Genomic DNA, 20,589 nt, shown 5'->3' with positions numbered 1-20,589 from the left:
CTCCTGAGTCAACGCGAATCTTGAACAATCCGTGTTTAACAGGGCTTGTGCCTGTCCTACATCAACGACGCACCCCACCTATTGACGCAATCTCTTAGCCTTAATTCGCCAAAGGGTGGCCCTGACCCCGTCGAGTGGACACCTCACAAGAGAGAATGTTCACTATGGCAAGATCACGTCGGGAGTTCACTCCTGAGTACAAAGACGAGGCCGTGAAGCTGGTCATCACTACCGGCAGGGCGGTCGCAACCGTCGCCCGCGAGCTCGGGATCAACGAGGCCACGCTGGGCCGCTGGGTGACCGCGTTCAAGGCCCGTAACGAGACCGGCCAGACGGAAGTGACGGAGTCCGAGAGGGTCGAGTTGTTGCGGCTTCGGAAAGAAGTTGTCGACCTGAAACTGGATCGGGCGTTTCTGAAAAAAGCGTCCATCTTCTTCGCCCAGGAAGCGTCGGATACGAACGGCAAGCGTTCGAACTGATGCTGGCGGAGAAGAACAACTTCAGCATCCTCCGCATGGTCCGCCTCCTTGAGGTCTCCCGTTCGGGCTACTACGCCTGGATCGACCGGGCACCGTCGCCGGCGGCGATCCGGAGGGTGCATATCGAGCAGAAAGTTGCTTTCTTCCACGGCGATTCCGACGAGGTTTACGGGTCCCCTCGGGTCCTCGCCGACCTGCGCGCGGACGGGGAGATCATCTCCCGCAAAACCGTTGCTAAAACCATGAAACGCCTGGGTTTGGTGGGGATCTGCCCGAAGAAATGGAAGACGACGACGATCATCGACCACACTGACGCCTACCCGGTGGACGCGGTGAAACGCCAATGGGACACCGGGGGCGCTGAACCAGGTCTGGGTGGGCGACATCACCTACCTGAGGACGTGGGAAGGATGGGTGTATTTGGCGACCGTGATCGATGCCCACAGCCGCCGCGTCATCGGCTGGGCTATCGCCGACCATATGCGACCGATCTGATCCAGGACGCCCTCACGATGGCCATGGTGCTGCGCGGGGACCGCCCAGCGGCGGTGATCTTCCACAGCGACCGCGGCACCCAATACGCCTCCGCTCAGATCACCGCATTTGCTGCCGCGAACGGCATTACCCGGTCGATGGGATACACCGGAATTTGCTGGGATAACGCCATGGCCGAGAGCTTCTTCGCGACCCTGAAAACGGAGTTCTACTACCGCCGTGTCTGGCCCACCCGGGCCCGCGCGATCCGCGACGTCTCGGCATGGATCGAGGACCGCTACAACCGCCGCCGGCGCCACTCCTCGATCGGGCATGTCACACCTGTGGACTTCGAGATGCAATACTCCTCACAGGCCGCAGAGATCCAACTCGCCGCTTAACCCGTGTCCACTCTCCGGGGTCAAGGCCAGTCGAGGTCCAGTAGGTCTCGCTTCAATCGACGTGTGCCAGAAGGGATTTACGGAAACGGTTTGGCCTGAGGTCGCTGCTGACCGGCGACTCGCCCACTCGCGGCGGCTGCTCCGCTCGCGTGCGTGATCACACCTCGCTGTGGCGTGAGCTGTATAGCGGGGGTCCGCGTGCGCTACGTAGTCGGCGACTTGGGACGGACGATGAATCCTTCCTTTGCGATGATTCGTTGCCTCTTGCGGAACATTCGGTCAAAGAGAGGGACGTGGGAGTCGCGGTAGTCGTGAACTTGCGCGGCGAGCAAAGTTTCACGATTGAGCCGGGTCACGCGCCCGAGTTGTTGCACGACGCGGCCCTTAAACGAGATTGGCACGGTCAGGAACAGGGTGTCGAGCTGCGGGAGGTCGAAGCCTTCACCGGCTACTTTGTCGGTGGCGACGAGGACGAACGGTGTCTCCGCGCTGAGCGCCGCGATGTTGGTGCGGACTGTGAGTCGCTCTTTGGTCTTCAGCTGGCCATGGAGCGCAAACGTCAGAACGTCGGCGTCTTGCAGCATCTTCGTGATCGTTTCCACGTGCTCGATCCGGTTACTGAGGGCGAGGCACGTCCGACCTTCTCGGTAGGCGGCGCTGATGTCGGCGGCGATGTCGGCATTGCGCGTCGCGTCGGAGGCGATCTCGCCATAGATTGCTTGGATCGATGGGCCATCGGCTCCCCATTCCTCGGTCGTGAATTGGGTTTCATGCACGATGAGTTCGCGGTCAGCAGTATTAGCGCCGGTCATCGTGTGCCGGATGGGGCCGCACTGCATGGTGATGATGTCGTCCATCTGATCCGCGCGGTAAGGCGTTGCGGTGAGGCCGAGCCAGTGAGCCACGCCGACCTGGCGAATCGCCGCTTCCGTCGATGGGGCGCCGAGCGCGTGGCATTCATCGACGATCACGTATCCGTACTCATCGAGGATCGTCGGGTCGCCATGTCTTCTCGTGATGCTTTGCAGCATGACGATGTCGACCAGTCCTTTGCGCTTGATCCTGCCTGCTCCGAACTGTCCGATCTGTTTGGGGTCGATATCCAGGAATTGAGTGAGGCGCTCACGCCATTGCGTGGCCAGTTCTGCTCGGTTGACGAGGATCGCGGTGGGAAGTCCGCGCCGTGCGATGCTCGCGCACGCCATCACTGTCTTGCCGAAGCCAGGGGGAGCGACGAGAACTCCTGTGTCGTGCCGCAGCATCACCGCGACTGCGTCGTGCTGGGCAGCAGTCAGATCGCCGCGGAATGTGAGCGCGATGGCGGGTGGCTGCGGGATCGTGTTGGTGACGTCGACCCGAATCTTCGCGCTGCCCATTGTGCGTCGTACGGCATCCAGAAGCCCACGTGGCAAACGAAGGTCGGTGTCGTCGTGCTCGAAACAGTACACGTACCGTGGTGTGCCGAATGTGCTGAATCGTTGCGCCTGCCGGCGAAAGAACTCCGGATTCGGCAGCGACGCGATGTGTTTGAGCTCCGCAAGGACGGCCGTGGGCAGTCCGGCGGTGGGGATCGAGATCACGGAGCCAACCGCGATTTCAATGCGCCCGAGCCGCGGCGTGTCTCCTTCGACGGGTCCCGTCTCCACCCGGGTTGATCGCCGCTGCTCTGTCGCAATGGAAGCGGATGGGCCAGTTCGCACCGGCCGCAACTTCGACGCTAGGCTGCTGACCTCCTTGAGTGACATCAATGCCATGGCGGCGAGGTAAGCGAACTGGTCGTCGTACGGTACCCAAGTCGCTGGATCGGCGAACACAGTTGTGCCGTTCGCCCGGCACACTCCCTGCAAGGGCAGCGCGATCAGGTTTCCCAGGCGCATTCGTCCCGGCGACTTGCGAGGAAGGAGATCCTGGGACGGGAAGAACCTGTCGTAGCTCGACAGCTTCATTGCTCCACGAATGTCCATGGCTTCTCGAAGTAAGGAAGAGCCGAGGGATCGTGCAATATGTGCAGGGATCGCATCGGAAAAGAAGATCCACACATGCGCGCCGTCGCCGGATCGAGAGATCTCGGCGGCTGCTGGCACGCCGTGCCGCGAACACGCGGCGACATACGCTTGCGCATCTGCCCGCCACTCGCCGTCGTCGAAATCGCACACCAGAAGGAGGCACATATCGTTCGACGTCATCGGGTACAGCCCCACGTGGAAATCGGTCCCATTCGGGCGAGTGCCGCGCAGGTGCTGATCGACGACTTGCTCGGTGAGCGGGACGAAGTCGGAATCGGTGGCGGTGTCCGTGTAGAAGCCTCCGCGGACAGCCGGACTCCATCCGCTCTTGCCTGTCTTGGCGCTCACCCACCGTGTCGCGTACACGTCGTTTCTGCCGGCAAAGAGTGACAGGAAGAGCGCAATCTTCTCGCTAGGTGGGGAGTGGCGATCCACGCCCTGATTGCGTGTCAGCGAACCCTGGGCGAAGATGCCCGAGCTGCCCAGTGGCGGTGCGGCATCGGCCGTCTCGGATTCGGCAGTGACGGGGTCGTCGCTCTCGCGAAGTTGCCCGATCTCTACTTTGAGCAACTGGATGCGGGACTCGAGATCTTCTATCTCGCGCCTGGCCGCGGTGATCCGATCTGCAGCATGAGAGTTCGGCAACGCCATATCAACCATGATGCCCAGCACGGACAATGCGCTGCAAATTGCAGCGCGGCTGGCCCATGGGCTGATCCGCGTCGCCCATCTAGGCAAACTCGATTCTCCTCTCACCGAGAAGCACATCGAGGCATGTACCTGGTATGCGATCGATCGTCATTGTGTGCGTGATCACGCACTTTACAGATTGTGCGCGATCACGCACAATAGTAGATGTGCGCGATCACGCACAGAGAGGTGACCATGCGGATACACACGGCAAAAGAACTCGGCGGTTTGGTCCGCGATCGTCGAGAGCGGCTCGGGCTCACCCAGCAGGAGGTTGCCGATCGGGCCGCCGTAACTCGGGAATGGCTGCTGCGTTTCGAGAACGGCAAAGCGACTGTGCCTGTCAGCAGAGTACTCGACGTGTTGGCTGCGCTTGAGCTGGTGGTGGATGTGAGCGAGTCGAATGCCTGACAAAGAACTCGTCCTATATATGGACGGCGTGCGAGCCGGAACAATTCGGCAGACTCCTCAGGGAAACACGACGTTCAGTTACGATGACCAATACCGTCAGCACCCGAATGCCACGCCGCTGTCACTGTCGATGCCGTTGACGCAGAAACGCCACCCGTCTCGCGTAACTGTTCCCTTCATGCAGGGTCTGCTTCCGGACAACGATGCTCGGCTCGCACGACTTGCGGCGGAGTACCGGACCTCAACCAATCCTTTCGCTTTGCTCACGCACATCGGTCGAGATGCAGCCGGGGCAATTCAACTACTTCCGCCAGGCATCGATTCCGACGACGCCGCGGTTCGCAGTGGCGATATCGAGCGGCTCTCCGACGACGATTTCTCCGACCTGATCCGGAACATTATCGAGAATCCAGACACGTGGGGGATCCGGTCTGCATCCGAAGATCACTGGAGCTTGCCGGGTGCGCAACCGAAGGTGGCCCTCTTCCAGTTTCCGGATGGTAGCTGGGGGATACCGCGGGACTCGACACCGACCACGCACATCATCAAGCCTGCGATTTACCCTTACGGCGATCACGACGTCAACGAGCAGGTGACCATGAGCGCCGCACACCAGCTCGGCCTCGACGTGGCAGACCACGGCATCCTCACGACCTCTGCTGGTGATCATGTCTTCATTTCGCGCCGCTACGACCGCGGGGAGATAGGCGGACGGTGGCAACGTCTCCATCAGGAGGACTTCTGTCAAGCGCTGTCGGTCGTCCCTGCGAAGAAGTACCAGTCGGACGGTGGTCCAGGTATCGCGCAGATTGCAGTTGTCCTACGAGACTCGATCGTTGATCTCACCGAACGACGACGCGCGCAGGAGCAGTTCTTCGGTGCGGTCGTCTTCAATATCTTCGCTGCAGGAACCGATGCACACGCGAAGAACTACGCGCTACTGCTGCGAGGTCGGGCGGTGAATCTCGCTCCACTGTACGACCTCGGAACACACGCACCGTATCCGTCAACGGGCCCCTTGAAGAGCGCCATGAAGATTGGAGACGAATACCGGATCTCCGCAATCGGAATGGAGCACTTTCTCACGGCCGCGCGGCGCCTTTCGCTTGACGCCGACTGGGCCGCGCAGCGCGTCATTGAGATAGGGAGCGGGCTTGTCGGAGCCTTCACCGACGCCGCAGAAGGAGTTGCAAGTCCGTTCGCTGGCACGATCGTCCAGGCGATCAGCAAGCTTGCTGAGCAGCGAGGACTGCCAACCAACTGACATCGCTCGTCATCGCGGCGCTCAAAATGTGGTCGGGACCGCGATCACCAGCGATCCAGTCATCGTGATGTCTCCGTATCGCCAGTGACGGTGCTATGTGTGCACCGCGGGCAACCATACAACCTAAAAGCCTTCTGATCAGCTTTTTAAAGAGCAATCGACCTGGATAGGGTTCTCTCCTAAGGAAACGGTTGGGGGTTCGAGTCCCTCCAGGGGCACAATGTGATGTCTCAGGACATTGTGAACGGCTGGACCCGCGGAATTTGGGGTTTGGCCGTTTTTGTTTTGGGTTGGTAGGTCTGTTTCGGGTCGATGAGGTAGTCGCCGAGGACGGTTCCGTCGTGGCTGATGACGGTCGCTCGTCTGTTGTGGATGAGGATGATCTCGGTCCGTGCGTGTGCTCGGCCAATGCCGAGGTGGAGCATTCTGTTGCCGTAGCGCAGTGAGACTTTCCCGCCGGTGTCGATGGTATCGTAGCGGACTCGCCAAAGATTCGGGTCGTCTGGGGCGGTTGGTTCGGCTTTCGGGATGAGCGCGTAAGCGAACGCGGGGGTGTGGCGGTTCACTGCCCGGTGGGGTCGTCGTTCGTTGTAGTAGCTCCGGAACTGATCGAGGGTGGCCTGCAATTCTTCGACCGTGTCGGTGGGGTGGGCGGCCAGATATTTCTTCAACGTCTGCCAGAGCCGTTCGATCTTTCCCTGGGTGGTGGGTTTGTAGGGGTGACCGTTTTTCTGGGTGATGCCCTCGAGGGCGAGGAGCGTTTCGAAGGCGTTCGCCGTTCCTCGACCCTGACTGCCGCCGGCATATTTGGTGGTGTAAACGTTCCCGTTGTCGGTCAGGGTCGAGGCTGGGAAACCGTGTTCGCGGGCGGTCGCGGTGAAGGTGTCGGTGACTGTTCTGCCCGAAACGCGGTGGTGGGCGGTCAGATGGAGCAGGAATCGGGAGTGGTCATCCAACCATCCGATGATCTCGAAATCTCTACAAGGACGGGGACACAATACGACTCAGCAGGATGGATCAGAAAGTACCAGAGTCGACATGCGGTCGATAGCGAAGAGACAATTCCGGCAGTTGCTCCGGAGACCCCTCCTGGGTCGAATGTGTACTCAGTAGGCCACTCGAACATCGGACATTCTTGACCACCGGCATTGCTGACAGACCAAACGTTCAACGACTTCACCGAATTCCAGACCGTTCATTGTGACGCCGAATAGCGCGGTTCTCGTGTACAGCCAGCTACGCTCTCGGAACAATAAGATAGCGACGGACGCTCAATAGGGCGGACAGTTCCCGAACGGGGTCCCTTGAGTGAAGCAACCAAGGAAAGACTGAGCCGCGACTCGCTGGTACGAAGATGGGTTCCTAACTGGGCTCTCCTGGCTGTGATCGCAGCAGGGCTATTTGGCGGAATTTTTTCCTTTGTAGGCAGCGGAGTTCCGTCCTATTGGGCTGACGAAGTTGCCACAATTCAGGCATCGCATCTCAAACTGCAAGATCTGCTCCTTCTTGTCCAGCATAAGGATGCCGTGCACGGCACCTATTACGTCATTATTCATGTGTGGACCGGAGTTTTTGGGGACACGGAATGGGCGACGCGCAGTCTTTCTGCATTCGCGGTGGGAGCGGCGGCAGGGGGAATCGTCGTGATCGGACGTTTGCTTTACGACGTGCGGTTTGGCCTACTCGCGGCCGCGATCTTCAGTGTGCTGCCCAGGACCACTTATATGGGTTCCGAAGCTCGCGCCTACGCCCTGGCTACGGCGTTGGTGGTGTGGTGCGTCGCGGTCATGATCCTTGCTTCGCGGAGTTCTGGCTCCGGATGGTGGGCACTCTATGCGGGCCTGCTTGTGCTCGGCACGTACGTGTTCCTCTACAGCATTCTCATGGCCGCGGTGCACCTGGTATACCTAGCGTGCCTTGATTCGCGAAAGCGCAGTGTTGGGCGATGCATCCTGGCCTTCGGGGCGACAGCCATCCTTGTCTCGCCCCTCCTGCTTGTTGCCCGCGGCCAGCGCGAGCAGATCTCGTGGCTCGCCGACCAACCCTCGGTGAATGTATGGACGATAGTCATCGAACCCTGGTTCGATAGCTCGTGGCTGGTCGCAGCACTCGTCATCGGGGGACTCGTCGTCGGTGTCGTGCGTCGGCGGCGCCTTATTTCACTGTTCGACCGAGAAAAACTGATACTCGTCGTCGGATGGGTCATCCTGCCGCTGATCCTTCTCCTTCTCGCCAACGGCGTTGCAGGCCCCTTGTATTCGTCTCGCTACCTCTCGTTTACGACGCCCGGGCTGGCGCTCGCGCTCGCAATGGCCATCATCGGAATGGATCTACGACGGTGGGTAGCTCCCGTCGTCGTAGTCGGGCTCGTCTCGGCTTGCGCACCCACTTACCTCGATCAACGAACGCCCTACGCGAAGAACGGTGGCAGTGACATTCGGCAAGTGAGTGAGACGATTGCTACACACGCCTCGCAAGGAGACGCCTTCTACCTCCAGAATGATGGACCAGCCACGAAGCGCCCACGACTGGCACTAGACGCTTACCCCCAAGCCTTCCGATCTTTGGACGACGTTGCCTTCATTCGCTCGGACCTCACTCTCGGAAAATATCCTGACATCACGAGGTTGCCGTCCCAAATCCAGTGGTCTAAGTTGCCAGCCCGCACCGTGTGGGTGGCGCTGGTGGCAACTGAGCACCCAAAGTCGGCGCACGACATCCGTAAGGCGCTCACTGCGGCCGGGTACCACATCGGACGGTCCTTTCATCTCGCCCGCACGACAGTTGTCGAGTTTGATCGTGACGGCGCTCAGTAAGTTCGAGGCTTGTTGATTCATTCCAGCCCGCTTCGCCAAAGTGCCGAGAGATATGATCGCGAGGCCGCCCCCAATGTCTCAAGATTGAACAATGCCTTCGAACGACGTCCTAGTCTGCATCCCCACCTACAACGAAGCGCAGAACGTCGCCGGCATTGTCAATCGCACTCTTCGCGCAGTTCCGACTGCACACGTCCTCGTCGTTGACGATGGATCGCCTGACGGCACTGGTGAAATCGCGGACCGCTTGGCGGCTTCCGACGATCGCGTGTTTGTAGTTCACCGCGCCGAAAAAGCAGGCCTCGGAGCGGCATATTTGGCGGCCTTCTCTTGGGGCCTGGCGAGCGAGTACCAGGTGCTCGTGGAGATGGACGCCGATGGCTCGCATCTGCCCGAGCAACTGCCGGATCTCCTTCATGCCTTGATGCTGCGCAGGTCGCCATCGGAGCCCGGTGGATAGCCGGCGGAGTGGTCATCAACTGGCTATCCGCCCTGAACCTGCAGAATATTCGAAGCGAGGGATACAGCTTTCAGATTGAAATGCTGTGGCGCGCCGTCCTCGCAGGGCAATCCATTGCTGAAGTGCCGATCACCTTTGCTGACCGTGAACATGGCGCGAGCAAGATGACGGGTCGTATCGTCTTCGAAGCACTGCTCCGAGTAACTACGTGGGGTGCAGCTCGTCTCGCCCTTCGAGTCTCGCGTCGGTGGCGACTCGGCGGGCCGAATACGACGTACGTCGACGTCAAGAGCCCCGCGGACTAACTCCACGGGGCCCCTGACCTTCTGCGAGGTGGTTCTACTGCGCGAACTTCGGCGAGTTGGCAGCGTCGTTCATTACCCCGAGCGCGGTCGAGGAGCCCGCCGGCCCGCAAGTGGCCCCGCCGAATCCCGAATTGTCATACAACGTTGTTCGGCACCCTGAATACGTGTGGAACGATGAGACGCGGTTGTTGTAGTAGCCGCTGGACGGGGACTGGCTTCCGAAGTCCGACTGGCTGAAGCTTGCTCCCGCCGAGCACCCAGCAGTCTTGCTGCTGGTGATCCGCCACACACCGCCTACCGACGCGTAGTTCGCATCGATGTAGAGATCGGCAATGACCGCGGGCGTGGCGGCCGTTGCAGCGGTGCGTGCTTGCGTGTCCGCTTTGCCGAGAACCCAATTGTGATGCCGGTTTCGGTCTTGGCCGTGGTACGCGCAATAGAGTCGAGTTGTGAGTGACTCCCAAGCCTCCCGGATGATCACATTCACGCAGGAATGGTGGGGCGAGGAATTTGGCGCTGCACTGCTCGCGCGAATGGAATCCGCTCCACTCGAGCATGTCGAGGCGTTCTATACCGACTGGCCGTTTGCGAAAACGACCGATCACCCTGAACTTGTCGATGTTCCTCTGCCGACACTCGGATCGGGTGAGCTTCGCCCAGCGCTGAAGGGACAGGATCTTTGGAATACAGATGCCATTCCGCTTCTCCTGTATTCAGAGACTATTGCGCTCGGGAGCGAATTCCTCGCCCCTTTCCACAGCATCGCTATTAGTCGAAGCTACGGGCACGATGACGATATTCAATGGTCCGTTGTGGAAGCCTTCCGCCAACTTGTCGAATTGAAGCCGCTCATCGACGCGGACCTCGTCTATTTCACTAATTTGAGCGCGATGCCGTATCAGTTTCAGTCCTACCTTGATGCGGATGACGGTTGGAAGACACTTCGGGCAATTCGCGAGCGCCGGCCAGACCTCACGGAACTTGACATCGAGATCCTCATGAAACAGTCCGAACTCGCCCGGATTCGGTACCTTGCAGAACAGCGTTCCGTGACCCCGGTCTCGATGAGCGAGATCGAGTCTCTTGCTCTCACCAGCGCTGATGGTCTCAGCACGCTTTCCGTTCGACCGGGTGTAGTGGAAAAGCTGGCTCGAGTTAGCGTCCCAACCCTAAGCGGTTCGGTTAAGCAGATAGCCGAGCTCCGACGAAATGAAGGACTGTTCGCCGATTGGCGCGACGCACTCCAGGCCGCGCTTGGACAAATCAGCGACTTCGAGCCAACGCCAACCAATGTGCGAAACGCTCGTCGATTATTGGCGAGCGAACTCGAAAGTTCGACGCGGAAGCTCACCTCTGCGATTGAGAAGTCCAGCGGCTTGACTCAACTGAAGTCCGGTATTCAAGGCTTCGGACTGGGCGCGTTCATGGCAGGTGTCATTGCCGTGCCGAGCGGTGCCAAGTTGAGTGAACAAATCGCTATGGCAGCCGCAGGTGGCCTCGCACAAGGAGCGGTCAGCGCGCATTCTGCGCGAAGGAAAACTACCGGCCAAACTCGACTGGTCGAGAGTCTCGTCCTCGACTTCCGCCTCCTCGCGCGGTGAACACTTCGAGTCGAAATCACTCCCGTATGGCATTACATGCTGTTGTGGTTAGCGCGTTGCCGAGCGTCGTAGGGTTACTAACTTAGAGCGCACGTCCGCTGGATAGCGCGGCCGCAAATTCCGTTCTATGCGTTTTCGAGCCGGGAGTGCGACGCGTTTCATAAATTGGGCGCACCGAGGCATTCAGGCGTCATGGCAATACTGTCCGCGACCGTGGGACCTCACTGTCCGGGCGGGCTTTTGTCGTTGTTCTCCAACTCGCCGTCGGCAAAGTCGAGGTCGTCATCCATGGAGGAGCCTAGGCAGGGCACCGAGTCTCCGTCGAAGTTGAGCACAGGCCTGTAACCGGATAACACCAGCCAAGTGTCCCAGACGATGACAGCGACCTACTGGCCGCATCGACCTGGAGCGAATTTTATGCACGCCTTTCGAGACCCCGGAATGACGATCCGACATCAGCCCGATCGCATCAACATTGCCCAACTAACAGCATTTATCGCCGGGTTGACGCTGCACCTCGCTGACGCCGCGGCTCTTGTCGTTGGTCCCGGTCGCGTCACGCGTAGACCGCTGCCGACCTGGGAGAACTGGTTGGGTTTCCTTCCGGCCGCACCCGGAAACTGCCGCGGCGGCGAGATGGTTCGCCGAGCATCCGTAGGGTGACGAGCATTTCCATCTTGGCGATTTCGGACTGTTCCTCGGACGAGTGGGCGGTGAATTCCTTCCTGCAGTTTTGGCGCACGGACATATCCACGTCCGAGGAGAGCTCGAATTAGTCGACGGGCGCCGCGCGTACTCACTCGGCTCCAACGCAGAGGTGGCCAATCTCGCCGTCCTCGCTATCGAGACTCTTGAGTGGCAATGGCTGACAGACGGCGGGTAAGAATACCTGCCGAACCTGGAGTGATTTGTGAAAGCGCATCTGGCCTATTTGGGAAAGGGAGCGCGCTGAATGATTCATTCAGACGATTGGGGATTGGATCAATCGAGGGAGCCACCCCGCATCGTCCTTCGTCGACCATCTCGCTGGGACCGTGCTGGTCTTCTCCTTTTCGGTCGTCGCCATGCCGCGTGGACGCTAATTCTGACCCCGAGCGGGTTTGACGCGGTCATGAAAGGGCGCCAGATCCTCGTTGTCCCGGGTACCGAGTATTTGCTTCTCATTGGGGCGCAGCCGTAAACCAATCGACGTCGCGGCTGGGCGATTCCAGATTGAGCGCTTGCGGCCTGCTGGATTACACGGTCAATATGCCCGGGCAATAGTTCATGGTCCATTAGCAAAAGTGCGCGGGTTCGCTTGACAGCCGGAGTAACTTAGTTTTAGTCTTTGTTTAGTCCTGAACAAAGAGGTTCTTTTGGTAATTCGTTCGCAAGCACGCACCGACGTTAACCGGTCTGCCATTCTGGCTCGACTGGGCGCGCATGGCCCCGCGTCTCGCGCTGATCTTGCTCGGGGATTGAATGTTTCACCCGCGTTGATGACGCAGCTCACCAAGGATCTGCTCTCCGAGGGTCTGCTACAGGAGTTGGAGCACTCGCCTTCTCAGGGTGGCCGACCGGCACGGATGCTTGGACTCGTGTCGAGCGCAGGACGCGCGATGGGTGTCAAGCTCGTCTCCGATCACGTGGCATTCGTCGACGTCGGTATCGACGGCAGCGTTATTCGGTCGGCCAGCGAGCCGTTTGACGCGTCGTCGTCAACTCTCCTTGCGGACCTCACTGTCCTTGTGCGCCGGTTCATCGCCGGAGGCGGCTCGGCGCCACTCCTCGGCATTGGAGTTGGTGTGCCGGGGAGTGTCGACCGTCAGGGCAAGGGTCTCGTCGATTCCACTCAGATGGGCTGGCATCAGGTTCCGCTCGGGTCGACGCTACAGCGCGAGCTGAATCTTCCGGTGCTCGTCGAGAACAATGTCAACGCACTTGCCATCGCCGAGCGGCTCTATGGAGTCGGCAGCCTTCACGAGAACTTCCTCGTCGTGACGATCGGAACCGGAATCGGCGCCGGCATCGTTGTCGACGGGGTCGCACTTCGCGGTTCAGGTGGCGGTGCTGGCGAAGTCGGACACATTCCTGTTGCACAGGATGGGCCGCTCTGTTCCTGTGGAAACCATGGTTGCCTCGAGTCCTTCATTGGCGAGGCGGCGCTGGTGCGAACGGCCCAAGAGCGTGGGGTCATCGGCGACATGGCCGGGATCGGTGCTCTGCGGTCGGCCGCGGATTCCGGCAACGCTGATGCGAGCCGAATTTTCAGCGAGGCAGGCCATCTACTCGGCCGTACCCTAGCCGGCGTCGTCCATACCCTCGATCCCGAGGTGGTGATCATTCTCGGAGAAGGCACCCTGGCCTGGAGCCACTGGTCCTTCGGTTTTGAGCCTGCGTTCCGCTCGTCCCTCATTCCTACCCGGCGCGGCGTTGCCGTCGCTGTAGAGTCTTGGCAAGACGAGAGCTGGGCCCAGGGAGCTGCGGCCCTCGTGCTTGCCACCCCTTACGACGCTGACGACATGGCGGGCGACCAGGGTCGAATGGTACGCGAGCGACTGGTCGAGCAGGCGACTCCCCAAAGCGGGGTAGCCCTATGAGCACTTCGATTGCGCAGACAGCACTGGTCGACAAGGACCCGCAGGTCATGACGAGCGCGCCAATCCGTGTGAGCCGTCCCGTGCGCTCTTCTCGCGCTAAGTCGCGGTACGCATTCACCGTGCTCGCATTCTTGTTGCCGAGCGCGATTCCGCTGCTGCTGTTCGTCCTCGGACCGATGGTCGCTGCCGCCTGGGTGAGCCTGCACAAATGGAATCTGCTCGCTCCCATGCAGTGGGTGGGCCTCGGCAACTATGCCAAGCTCCTGAGCGATCCGATCACTGGTGACGTTTTCCTGCATACCGTCTACTACATCGCCGGCTACCTGCCGTTGGTCTACTTCGGAGGTCTCGCCCTCGCACTCGCCCTCAACACGGCACTCAAGGGGCGATCGTTGCTTCGCGGCATCTACTTTCTGCCAGTCGTCACCAGCTGGATAGTCGTCGCGCTTGTCTGGCGCTGGCTGTTGAGTCCGAGCAATGGCATAATCAACACTGCGCTTGCCGCTGTGGGCATTCAGGGCCCGGGGTGGTGGACCGATCCGCACTGGGCGATGCCTGCGATCATCTTCGCGTCGTCGTGGAAAGACCTCGGATTTGTCATGGTCATCCTGCTTGCTGGACTTCAGGCGATCCCGACTGATCTGTATGACGCGGCGAAGGTCGACGGTGCCGGATGGTGGCGACGACTTTTTAGCGTCACACTTCCTCTGCTCTCTCCATCCACCTTCTTCGTGATCGTCATCTCCCTCATCAATGGCTTTCAAGTTTTCGATCAGGTGTACGCGATGACCGGGGGCGGGCCGAATGGGGCCAGCGAGGTCGTCGTGCAACAGATCTACGACCTCACTTTCCGATACGGGCGCGCTGGTGAAGCATCAGCCCTGTCCTGGATGTTGTTCGCCGTCGTGCTCGCCGTCACGGTCATCCAAATTCGCGGTCAAAGGAGGTGGGTGACCTATGGCTGACGCGCTGTTGACCAGAGGCACGGCACCGCGTGCCTCCGTTCGTGCCCCTCGAAGTCGTGAGGCGAAGACACGGCTGACGGGCATCATCGTGCTCCACGTCGTGATCATCGTCGGAGCGATCGTCATGTTCTTCCCGTTCCTGTGGACGATCATCACCTCGATCACCCCGGGGGCGAGCCTCACGAACACCCCCGCCCTGATACCGGAAAACCCCTCACTCGGCGCGTACCAGAGGCTTTTCGCCGAGCGCCCATTCGGGCAGGTGATTCTCAACAGTCTGCTGCTTGCCATCATCACCACCGCGGTCCAGCTCATCACGAGTTCCACCGCCGCCTACGCCTTCAGCCGACTGCCGTTCCGGGGTCAGACCGCGGTGTTCGGCGTCTATCTCGCCACGATGATGATCCCTCTCCAGGTGCTCATCGTGCCGTTGTTCGTCGAGCTGAAGACCTTCGGACTGCTCGACACCTACCTCGGTGCGCTGCTGCCTACGTTCGCATCGGCGTTCGGAATCTTCCTCCTGCGCCAGGCCATCAACCAGGTGCCGCGGGAATTGGATGAAGCCGCAACGATCGACGGCGCTGGCCATTTCCGTATCTTCACCAGCATCATCCTGCCGAACATCCGACCAGCGCTGGCAACCCTTGTTGTCTTCGCCTTCATGGGCAGCTGGAACAGCTTCCTCTGGCCGCTTGTCGTACTGCGGTCACCGGAACTGCAGACGCTACCGATCGCGCTGGCCGGACTCCAAGGTCAATACACCTCTCAGTGGGACGTGATCATGGCCGGATCGGTCGTCAGCGTGCTTCCCATGCTCGCCCTCTATGTCTTCGCCCAGAAGTACGTCATCCAGGGTGTCGCAAGTTCCGGGATCAAGTAGATCAAGGTGAGTCACAACCAACCCATCACCACACCCGCACCATCACATCAAAGGAGATAGCAGCACATGAATCGAAAGCTAATGGTCGCCGTCGGCCTCGCCGGGGTAGTCGCCCTGGCCATGACCGGTTGCGCATCCAGTACACCCAAGGCCAGCGGCCCTGTCACGATCACCTATTCCAATTTCATTTCCAACGGTGGAAACGAAAAGAACCTCGCGAAGATCGTGACCGCGTTCGAGAAGAAAAACCCGAACATCAAAGTCACCGTCAAAACCCTGCCGTACGACTCCTACGGCACCGCGCTGCAGACCGACCTTGCTGCGGGGACTCCCGCCGACGTGTTCGACATCAACGGCCCGTCCAGCTACGGTCCCTACCAGGCCAATGGTGTTCTGGCGGAGCTCAAGGGCGTCGACTCAGGCAAGTACAACAAGGCACTTCTCGACAGTTATGCAACCTCCGGGAAGCAGTACGCACTCCCCACCTCCTTCTCAGATGTCGTCCTGTACTACAACAAGGACCTATTCGATAAAGCGGGCGTCAAGTATCCGACCAGCAGCTGGACCTGGAAAGACGAAACGGCCGCCGCGGAGAAACTCACGGACAAAGCCGCTGGAGTATGGGGCGACCACCAGCCCGTCACCTACAACGAGTACTACAAGACACTCGTACAGAACGGGACGACCTTCCTGAGCAAGAACGGCAAAAAAGCAGCCTTCAACGCGCCAGCCGGCATCGAAGCAGCGAAGTGGCTCGTCGATAAAAGCGGCACAACCATGCCGACGATCGCTGACGGTCAAGGTACCGCCGATTTCGACACGAACCTGTTCAAAGCGGGCAAGCTCGCAATGCTGCACACCGGTATCTGGGTGTTCGGAGCCTTCGCTGACTCCCCGGCCAACTGGGACATCGCCATCGAGCCGGGCAACACCACTCACGCTAATGCGGTCTTCTCCAACGGAATCGGAGTGTCGGCAACGAGCAAGCATCCAGCCGAGGCGCAGAAGTGGGCGGAGTTCATGTCGGCATCCGAGACCATGATCTCCGTCAGGCTCGATTCCGGGTGGGAACTGCCGACCACCTCGGACACTGCGAAACTGGCCACCTATCTCACGAAGGGTAAGCCGGAGAACCGCCAGGCCGTGTTCGACGCCGCAAAGAAGATTGCCCCGGCACCCTCCATCGGAGACAACCAGTCCGCCATGCAGGACGCCATCACGGGTGAACTCGTCGAGGCGCAGGCTGGCCGCGAAACCGTCGAGGTAGCCCTCAACAACGCCGAAAAGAAAATCAACGCCCTGCTCGCAGGCTAAATCGCGCCACCCCGGCCGAGCCAACCTTCGGCCGAAGGATCCCGGGGCCGCCACGGCCCCGGGATCCTCCATCGTCACCGCACCGGCAGACGTGCGCTACAAGAGGGAGACATCAGGATGACGGACGCGAAATACGACGTGCACACTGGAAGCGACATCCGCGACGCCGCCGGCCTTACGCAACTCGCGAAGCTCAGCGTCGAACTGATCCTGCGGCTACAGGATGGGACTGGCGCATACCCTGCAAGCCCGACCTTCTCCGCCTACCGCGGCTACTGCTGGTTCCGGGATGGCGCGTTCATCGCCGACGCGATGTCCGCTGCCGGGGCCCGCGATTCCGCGGAACGGTTCTTCGACTGGTGCGCCCGCATCCTCATCGACCGCGAAGCACAAATCCACGACATCGTCTCCCAGGCCCGGTCAGGCAACCCAGTACCGGATGCGAACATGCTCCCCACCCGCTTCACCTTCGCCGGAGGAGACGGCGAGGACGAGTGGTGGGACTTCCAACTCGATGGGTTCGGAACCTGGCTGTGGGCTGTCGCCGAGCACACCCGCCGCTACGACACCGACCTCACCCGTTGGAGTGAAGCAATCACGCTCACCGTCGACTACCTCACCTCCTCCTGGCACCGCCCGTGCTTCGACTGGTGGGAGGAAAACGCCGACCAGGTGCACGTCTCCACCCTGGCCTGCATCGCCGCCGGGCTGGACGCAGTGGCAACCAACGACTCACTCGACAGCGAACTGCAGCGCGACGCACTGCAGACATCCGCCTCGATCCGCACCACAATCCTCAAACAAGGCCTATCGGGCGGCCATCTCGCGAAGTGGCTGGGTTCAGCCGCTGTCGATGCGAGCACTTTGTCGGCCGTGGCCCCGCTCGGCCTCTTCCCCGCACCAGGCGACATCGGTGGGGCAACCCTCGAGGCAATCGACCGCAGCCTGAACGTCGACGGCGGTGTGCACCGCTACCTCGCGGACACCTTCTTCGGCGGCGGACAGTGGCCACTGCTGAGCTGCTTCCTCGGCCTCGGGTACGCCGCCCAGGGCGACCGCAATCGTGCACTCCACCAACTGTCCTGGGCAGCGGCGACCTCCGATAGCACCGGCGCCCTCCCCGAGCAGGTCGGCCAACACCTCCTCGACGCCTCGATGACCCAGGAATGGGTCGACCGATGGGGCCCCGTTGCACAACCTCTGCTTTGGAGTCACGCCATGTTTATTCGTCTCGCCGTCGAAGTGGGAGTACTAGAGGTACTGCCAGCATGATTCGCCACAGACCCTTTGGTTCCGGTCACCCCTACTCAGTCGATACCGAACAGCGCTGGCCCATCGACCCCGTCGCTGGCGAACCTGTTGTACTCGGCGTGCGCACCTCCGCCGAAGTGACAGCGGTTACCTGCGAACTCGTGAAAGACGGAGGCGATCCGTACCGACTCGAACTCACGGCCACGGTTCGTCAGTCTCGCGGGCAGTCAACAGATGGCGGCCACCTCGCCTCCGCCCAGGCGCGACTCGCCCGGGCCTCCGGCGGTTGGCAACTCAGTCTTGACGCGTTACAGGTCGGTGAGACCTACCAGTACCGCTTCATCGGATCTGGTGCGCGAGAGCAAGCCACCCGCTGGTTCGACTTCCGCGTGGCCGGATGGCGCCCTGCCCCAGCCTCCGTTCGAACCATCGGCACCAACCGAATCATCCCCGGCTCGGAGTCTGCGCTCGACGACGGTCACCGCATCCGCCGCGTCCGGTTCGCGATGCCCCTCTCCGAGACCGAACACGTGACCGGACTAGGCGAACGGTTCGACGCGCTCGACCACCGCGGAACCCGCCTCGACTCCGTCGTGTTCGAGCAATACAAAAGCCAAGGCGCCGAACGCAAAACCTATCTGCCCATGCCCTTCGCCCACATCGTCGGAGCAGAAGGTTGGGGCTTCCACGTGCGCACATCCCGTCGCGTATGGTTCGACTTTGCCGAACGCGAGACCAACAGAATCTGGGTCGAGGCGGAAGTCGACATCGACATCGCAGCCGAGACTGTACTGGACCTGGCTGTCTACGACGGCACTCCCACCCAGGTGCTCCACTCCTTCGTCACCGAGGTAGGGCGCCCCACCGAGCTGCCCGCCTGGGTCTTCCGGCTCTGGGCCAGCGCAAACGAATGGAACACCCAGCAGGAAGTCATGAAGCAGATGGACCTGCATCGCGAACACGACATCCCCGTCGGATCCGTCGTCATCGAAGCCTGGAGCGACGAAAGCACATTCACCGCCTGGCGTGACTCACAGTATTCGGTTACCGAAGACGGTGGAGCTCATCGGCTCGCCGACTTCACCTATCCCACTGACGGAGCATGGCCAGACCCCAAAGGAATGATCGACGAGCTGCACCAGCGCGAGATCAAAATCCACCTCTGGCAGATTCCGCTGATCAAGATGCGACCGCACCCCCACGGACAGGCTAGAGCTGATGCAACGGCCGCGATTCGCGAAGGTGTCCTCGTAAACGAGGAAGCCCCTGACGGGTCGCTTCGCCCATATCGCAATCGCGGATGGTGGTTCCCGCTCGGCCTCATGCCCGACCTCACAAACGACCGCGGGGCGAAGTGGTGGACCGAAAAACGTCGCTACCTCGTCGAGGAGATGGGAGTCGACGGCTTCAAAACAGATGGCGGCGAACACGCATGGGGCCGCGACCTCCGCTATCTCGACGGGCAACATGGTGACGAGGGCAATGCCCTGTTCCCAGTTCACTATGCCAAGGCATTCGGCGACCTCCTCGAATCGGCAGGCAAGGCGCCGGTGACATTCAGTCGAGCCGGTTTCACCGGCAGCCAGGCTCACGGCACCTACTGGGCTGGAGACGAGAACTCCACCTGGGAAGCATTCCGTTGGTCGCTGTTCGCCGGCCTGTCCGCAGCATCCAGCGGCATCCTCTATTGGGGATGGGACTTGGGCGGATTCTCTGGCGAGGTTCCGGACGGCGAGCTGTACCTACGTTCCGCTGCTGCCGCGGCGTTCGTGCCAATCATGCAGTACCACGCGGAGTTCAACCACCATCGACTGCCGTCAGGTGATCGCACCCCGTGGAACATTGCCGAGCGCAACGGCGACGATCGGGTGCTGCCCACCTTCCGACGCTTCGCCAACATTCGCGAGCGACTCGTTCCGTACCTCGCCCGAGGTGCACGCCAGTTCATCGACACCGGTGCACCCCTCATGCGCCCGCTCTACTTTGACTCACCAAGCAACAACGCAGTGTGGCAACATCCACTGCAGTGGATGCTCGGGAACGATATCCTCATCGCCCCGGTCACCGAGTCGGGGGCAACAGATTGGTCTACCTATGTGCCGGGGGGCGACTGGATCGACGCGTGGACCGGAAGCCCTGTAATAGGCGGTCAAGTTGTTACTCGACCGACACCGATCCACGAGATCCCGATCTACATCCGTGCAGCAGCATGGGCTGAGTTGGCACCAGTTTTCGCCAATTAGGCCCTATTCAGCATTAACAGGCCGCGGGGAATCTGACGCCAACCCTTGACGTTCACATGATCACCACGCCACAACGGGGAACCAAGCCGAAGAGTACCTTCGTGCCCAAAAACCCTCAATTAGCTTCAGATGGGAGCACAATTCGATCGTGATCTGCGCCGTGACCACGGGCAAGACCACTTCGCGCTCATGATCGAAGCTTCCGACTTGCCCAGCAGCAGCAGCATCGCACCTCGGCTCACCCACCCTTGGGCCAAAACTGTCCGCACGCCGTCCCCTTTGGGTCTGTTGTCGGTTTGATTGACACAAACCGACAGCAGTCCCCCATGTCGAGCCAAGTCGAGACCACGCCTACCGCCTAGTACTACAGTCGTGTTTATTTCATTGTCTTCGGCGTGTTTTGGACGATTTTTGGCGTTCCCGTGTTAATCCTTGCGGGTGGGCGATGAT

Annotated in this window: 16 protein-coding genes and 1 pseudogene; 14 read left to right on the top strand and 3 right to left on the bottom strand. The window is 60.6% G+C overall.

The features are described 5' to 3' along the window. Nucleotides 1-155: 155 nt before the first annotated feature. Nucleotides 156-1,354, top strand: a pseudogene (locus ABIB56_RS17715) (IS3 family transposase). A 203-nt stretch (nt 1,355-1,557) separates the two neighbouring features. Here the strand turns inward: ABIB56_RS17715 and ABIB56_RS17710 are convergent. Beyond that, complete coding sequence (locus ABIB56_RS17710) at nt 1,558-4,011, bottom strand: TOTE conflict system archaeo-eukaryotic primase domain-containing protein (RefSeq protein WP_354570545.1); 2,454 nt, start codon at nt 4,009-4,011, stop codon at nt 1,558-1,560. A gap of 234 nt (nt 4,012-4,245) precedes the next feature. Here ABIB56_RS17710 and ABIB56_RS17705 point away from each other — a divergent pair, with 234 nt between their 5' ends. Together ABIB56_RS17705 and ABIB56_RS17700 are read left to right on the top strand one after the other, a co-directional pair. Then, nucleotides 4,246-4,461 (top strand): helix-turn-helix domain-containing protein, encoded by a 216-nt coding sequence (locus ABIB56_RS17705; protein ID WP_354570544.1) that lies wholly within the window; start codon nt 4,246-4,248, stop codon nt 4,459-4,461. Next, nucleotides 4,454-5,725, top strand: coding sequence for a type II toxin-antitoxin system HipA family toxin (locus ABIB56_RS17700; protein ID WP_354570543.1), 1,272 nt, complete (start codon nt 4,454-4,456; stop codon nt 5,723-5,725). The genes ABIB56_RS17705 and ABIB56_RS17700 overlap by 8 nt, the downstream gene beginning before the upstream one ends. A 230-nt stretch (nt 5,726-5,955) precedes the next feature. Here ABIB56_RS17700 and ABIB56_RS17695 read toward each other — a convergent pair whose 3' ends face one another. Beyond that, nucleotides 5,956-6,681 (bottom strand): integrase core domain-containing protein, encoded by a 726-nt coding sequence (locus ABIB56_RS17695; RefSeq protein WP_354570542.1) that lies wholly within the window; start codon nt 6,679-6,681, stop codon nt 5,956-5,958. 570 nt (nt 6,682-7,251) lie between these two features. Between ABIB56_RS17695 and ABIB56_RS17690 the strand changes: the two genes are divergently transcribed. The 3 genes from ABIB56_RS17690 (at nt 7,252) to ABIB56_RS17680 (ending at nt 9,306) form a co-directional block, all read left to right on the top strand. Continuing rightward, nucleotides 7,252-8,541 carry a glycosyltransferase family 39 protein gene (locus ABIB56_RS17690; RefSeq protein WP_354570541.1) on the top strand — a complete coding sequence of 430 codons (1,290 nt, stop codon included), beginning with the start codon at nt 7,252-7,254 and terminating at the stop codon, nt 8,539-8,541. A gap of 91 nt (nt 8,542-8,632) precedes the next feature. Beyond that, nucleotides 8,633-9,001, top strand: a complete 369-nt coding sequence (locus ABIB56_RS17685) for a glycosyltransferase (RefSeq protein WP_354570540.1) — start codon at nt 8,633-8,635, stop codon at nt 8,999-9,001. A 122-nt stretch (nt 9,002-9,123) separates the two neighbouring features. Further along, nucleotides 9,124-9,306, top strand: a complete 183-nt coding sequence (locus ABIB56_RS17680; protein WP_354570539.1) for a hypothetical protein — start codon at nt 9,124-9,126, stop codon at nt 9,304-9,306. A gap of 34 nt (nt 9,307-9,340) precedes the next feature. Here ABIB56_RS17680 and ABIB56_RS17675 read toward each other — a convergent pair whose 3' ends face one another. After that, nucleotides 9,341-9,793 carry a hypothetical protein gene (locus ABIB56_RS17675; RefSeq protein WP_354570538.1) on the bottom strand — a complete coding sequence of 151 codons (453 nt, stop codon included), beginning with the start codon at nt 9,791-9,793 and terminating at the stop codon, nt 9,341-9,343. Here ABIB56_RS17675 and ABIB56_RS17670 point away from each other — a divergent pair. The 8 genes from ABIB56_RS17670 (at nt 9,780) to ABIB56_RS17635 (ending at nt 20,139) form a co-directional block, all read left to right on the top strand. Then, nucleotides 9,780-10,907 carry a hypothetical protein gene (locus ABIB56_RS17670; RefSeq protein ID WP_354570537.1) on the top strand — a complete coding sequence of 376 codons (1,128 nt, stop codon included), beginning with the start codon at nt 9,780-9,782 and terminating at the stop codon, nt 10,905-10,907. The two genes, ABIB56_RS17675 and ABIB56_RS17670, sit on opposite strands and share 14 nt — an antisense overlap. A gap of 441 nt (nt 10,908-11,348) precedes the next feature. Next, nucleotides 11,349-11,570 (top strand): hypothetical protein, encoded by a 222-nt coding sequence (locus ABIB56_RS17665; RefSeq protein WP_354570536.1) that lies wholly within the window; start codon nt 11,349-11,351, stop codon nt 11,568-11,570. An 815-nt stretch (nt 11,571-12,385) separates the two neighbouring features. Next, nucleotides 12,386-13,486, top strand: coding sequence for an ROK family protein (locus tag ABIB56_RS17660; protein WP_354570535.1), 1,101 nt, complete (start codon nt 12,386-12,388; stop codon nt 13,484-13,486). Beyond that, entirely contained in the window at nt 13,483-14,451 is a 969-nt protein-coding gene (locus ABIB56_RS17655) for a carbohydrate ABC transporter permease (RefSeq protein ID WP_354570534.1), read from the top strand. Before ABIB56_RS17660 ends, ABIB56_RS17655 begins: the two co-directional genes overlap by 4 nt. Next, nucleotides 14,444-15,331, top strand: coding sequence for a carbohydrate ABC transporter permease (locus ABIB56_RS17650; protein ID WP_354570533.1), 888 nt, complete (start codon nt 14,444-14,446; stop codon nt 15,329-15,331). The genes ABIB56_RS17655 and ABIB56_RS17650 overlap by 8 nt, the downstream gene beginning before the upstream one ends. A gap of 66 nt (nt 15,332-15,397) precedes the next feature. Further along, the gene (locus tag ABIB56_RS17645; protein WP_354570532.1) at nt 15,398-16,645 is read left to right on the top strand and encodes an ABC transporter substrate-binding protein; all 1,248 of its coding nucleotides are present in this window, start codon (nt 15,398-15,400) and stop codon (nt 16,643-16,645) included. Nucleotides 16,646-16,762: 117 nt separating this feature from the next. After that, the gene (locus tag ABIB56_RS17640; RefSeq protein WP_354570531.1) at nt 16,763-17,917 is read left to right on the top strand and encodes a glycoside hydrolase family 15 protein; all 1,155 of its coding nucleotides are present in this window, start codon (nt 16,763-16,765) and stop codon (nt 17,915-17,917) included. Further along, entirely contained in the window at nt 17,914-20,139 is a 2,226-nt protein-coding gene (locus ABIB56_RS17635; RefSeq protein WP_354570530.1) for a glycoside hydrolase family 31 protein, read from the top strand. Before ABIB56_RS17640 ends, ABIB56_RS17635 begins: the two co-directional genes overlap by 4 nt. Nucleotides 20,140-20,589 lie beyond the last annotated feature (450 nt).

The organism is Glaciihabitans sp. UYNi722 (assembly GCF_040549465.1).
GTDB lineage: Bacteria > Actinomycetota > Actinomycetes > Actinomycetales > Microbacteriaceae > Lacisediminihabitans.
Note: the sequence above shows the minus strand (reverse complement) of the source record. Positions and strands in the feature narration are given on the sequence as shown.

Excerpts from the sequence above, each read along its gene's own strand:
- ABIB56_RS17650 (WP_354570533.1), top strand. The coding sequence starts at position 14,444 with ATGGCTGACGCGCTGTTGACCAGAGGCACGGCACCGCGTGCCTCCGTT.
- ABIB56_RS17635 (WP_354570530.1), top strand. The coding sequence starts at position 17,914 with ATGATTCGCCACAGACCCTTTGGTTCCGGTCACCCCTACTCAGTCGAT.
- ABIB56_RS17705 (WP_354570544.1), top strand. The coding sequence starts at position 4,246 with ATGCGGATACACACGGCAAAAGAACTCGGCGGTTTGGTCCGCGATCGT.
- ABIB56_RS17645 (WP_354570532.1), top strand. The coding sequence starts at position 15,398 with ATGAATCGAAAGCTAATGGTCGCCGTCGGCCTCGCCGGGGTAGTCGCC.
- ABIB56_RS17640 (WP_354570531.1), top strand. The coding sequence starts at position 16,763 with ATGACGGACGCGAAATACGACGTGCACACTGGAAGCGACATCCGCGAC.
- ABIB56_RS17660 (WP_354570535.1), top strand. The coding sequence starts at position 12,386 with ATGACGCAGCTCACCAAGGATCTGCTCTCCGAGGGTCTGCTACAGGAG.
- ABIB56_RS17655 (WP_354570534.1), top strand. The coding sequence starts at position 13,483 with ATGAGCACTTCGATTGCGCAGACAGCACTGGTCGACAAGGACCCGCAG.
- ABIB56_RS17685 (WP_354570540.1), top strand. The coding sequence starts at position 8,633 with ATGCCTTCGAACGACGTCCTAGTCTGCATCCCCACCTACAACGAAGCG.
- ABIB56_RS17710 (WP_354570545.1), bottom strand. The coding sequence starts at position 4,011 with ATGGCGTTGCCGAACTCTCATGCTGCAGATCGGATCACCGCGGCCAGG.
- ABIB56_RS17665 (WP_354570536.1), top strand. The coding sequence starts at position 11,349 with ATGACGATCCGACATCAGCCCGATCGCATCAACATTGCCCAACTAACA.
- ABIB56_RS17700 (WP_354570543.1), top strand. The coding sequence starts at position 4,454 with ATGCCTGACAAAGAACTCGTCCTATATATGGACGGCGTGCGAGCCGGA.
- ABIB56_RS17670 (WP_354570537.1), top strand. The coding sequence starts at position 9,780 with ATGATCACATTCACGCAGGAATGGTGGGGCGAGGAATTTGGCGCTGCA.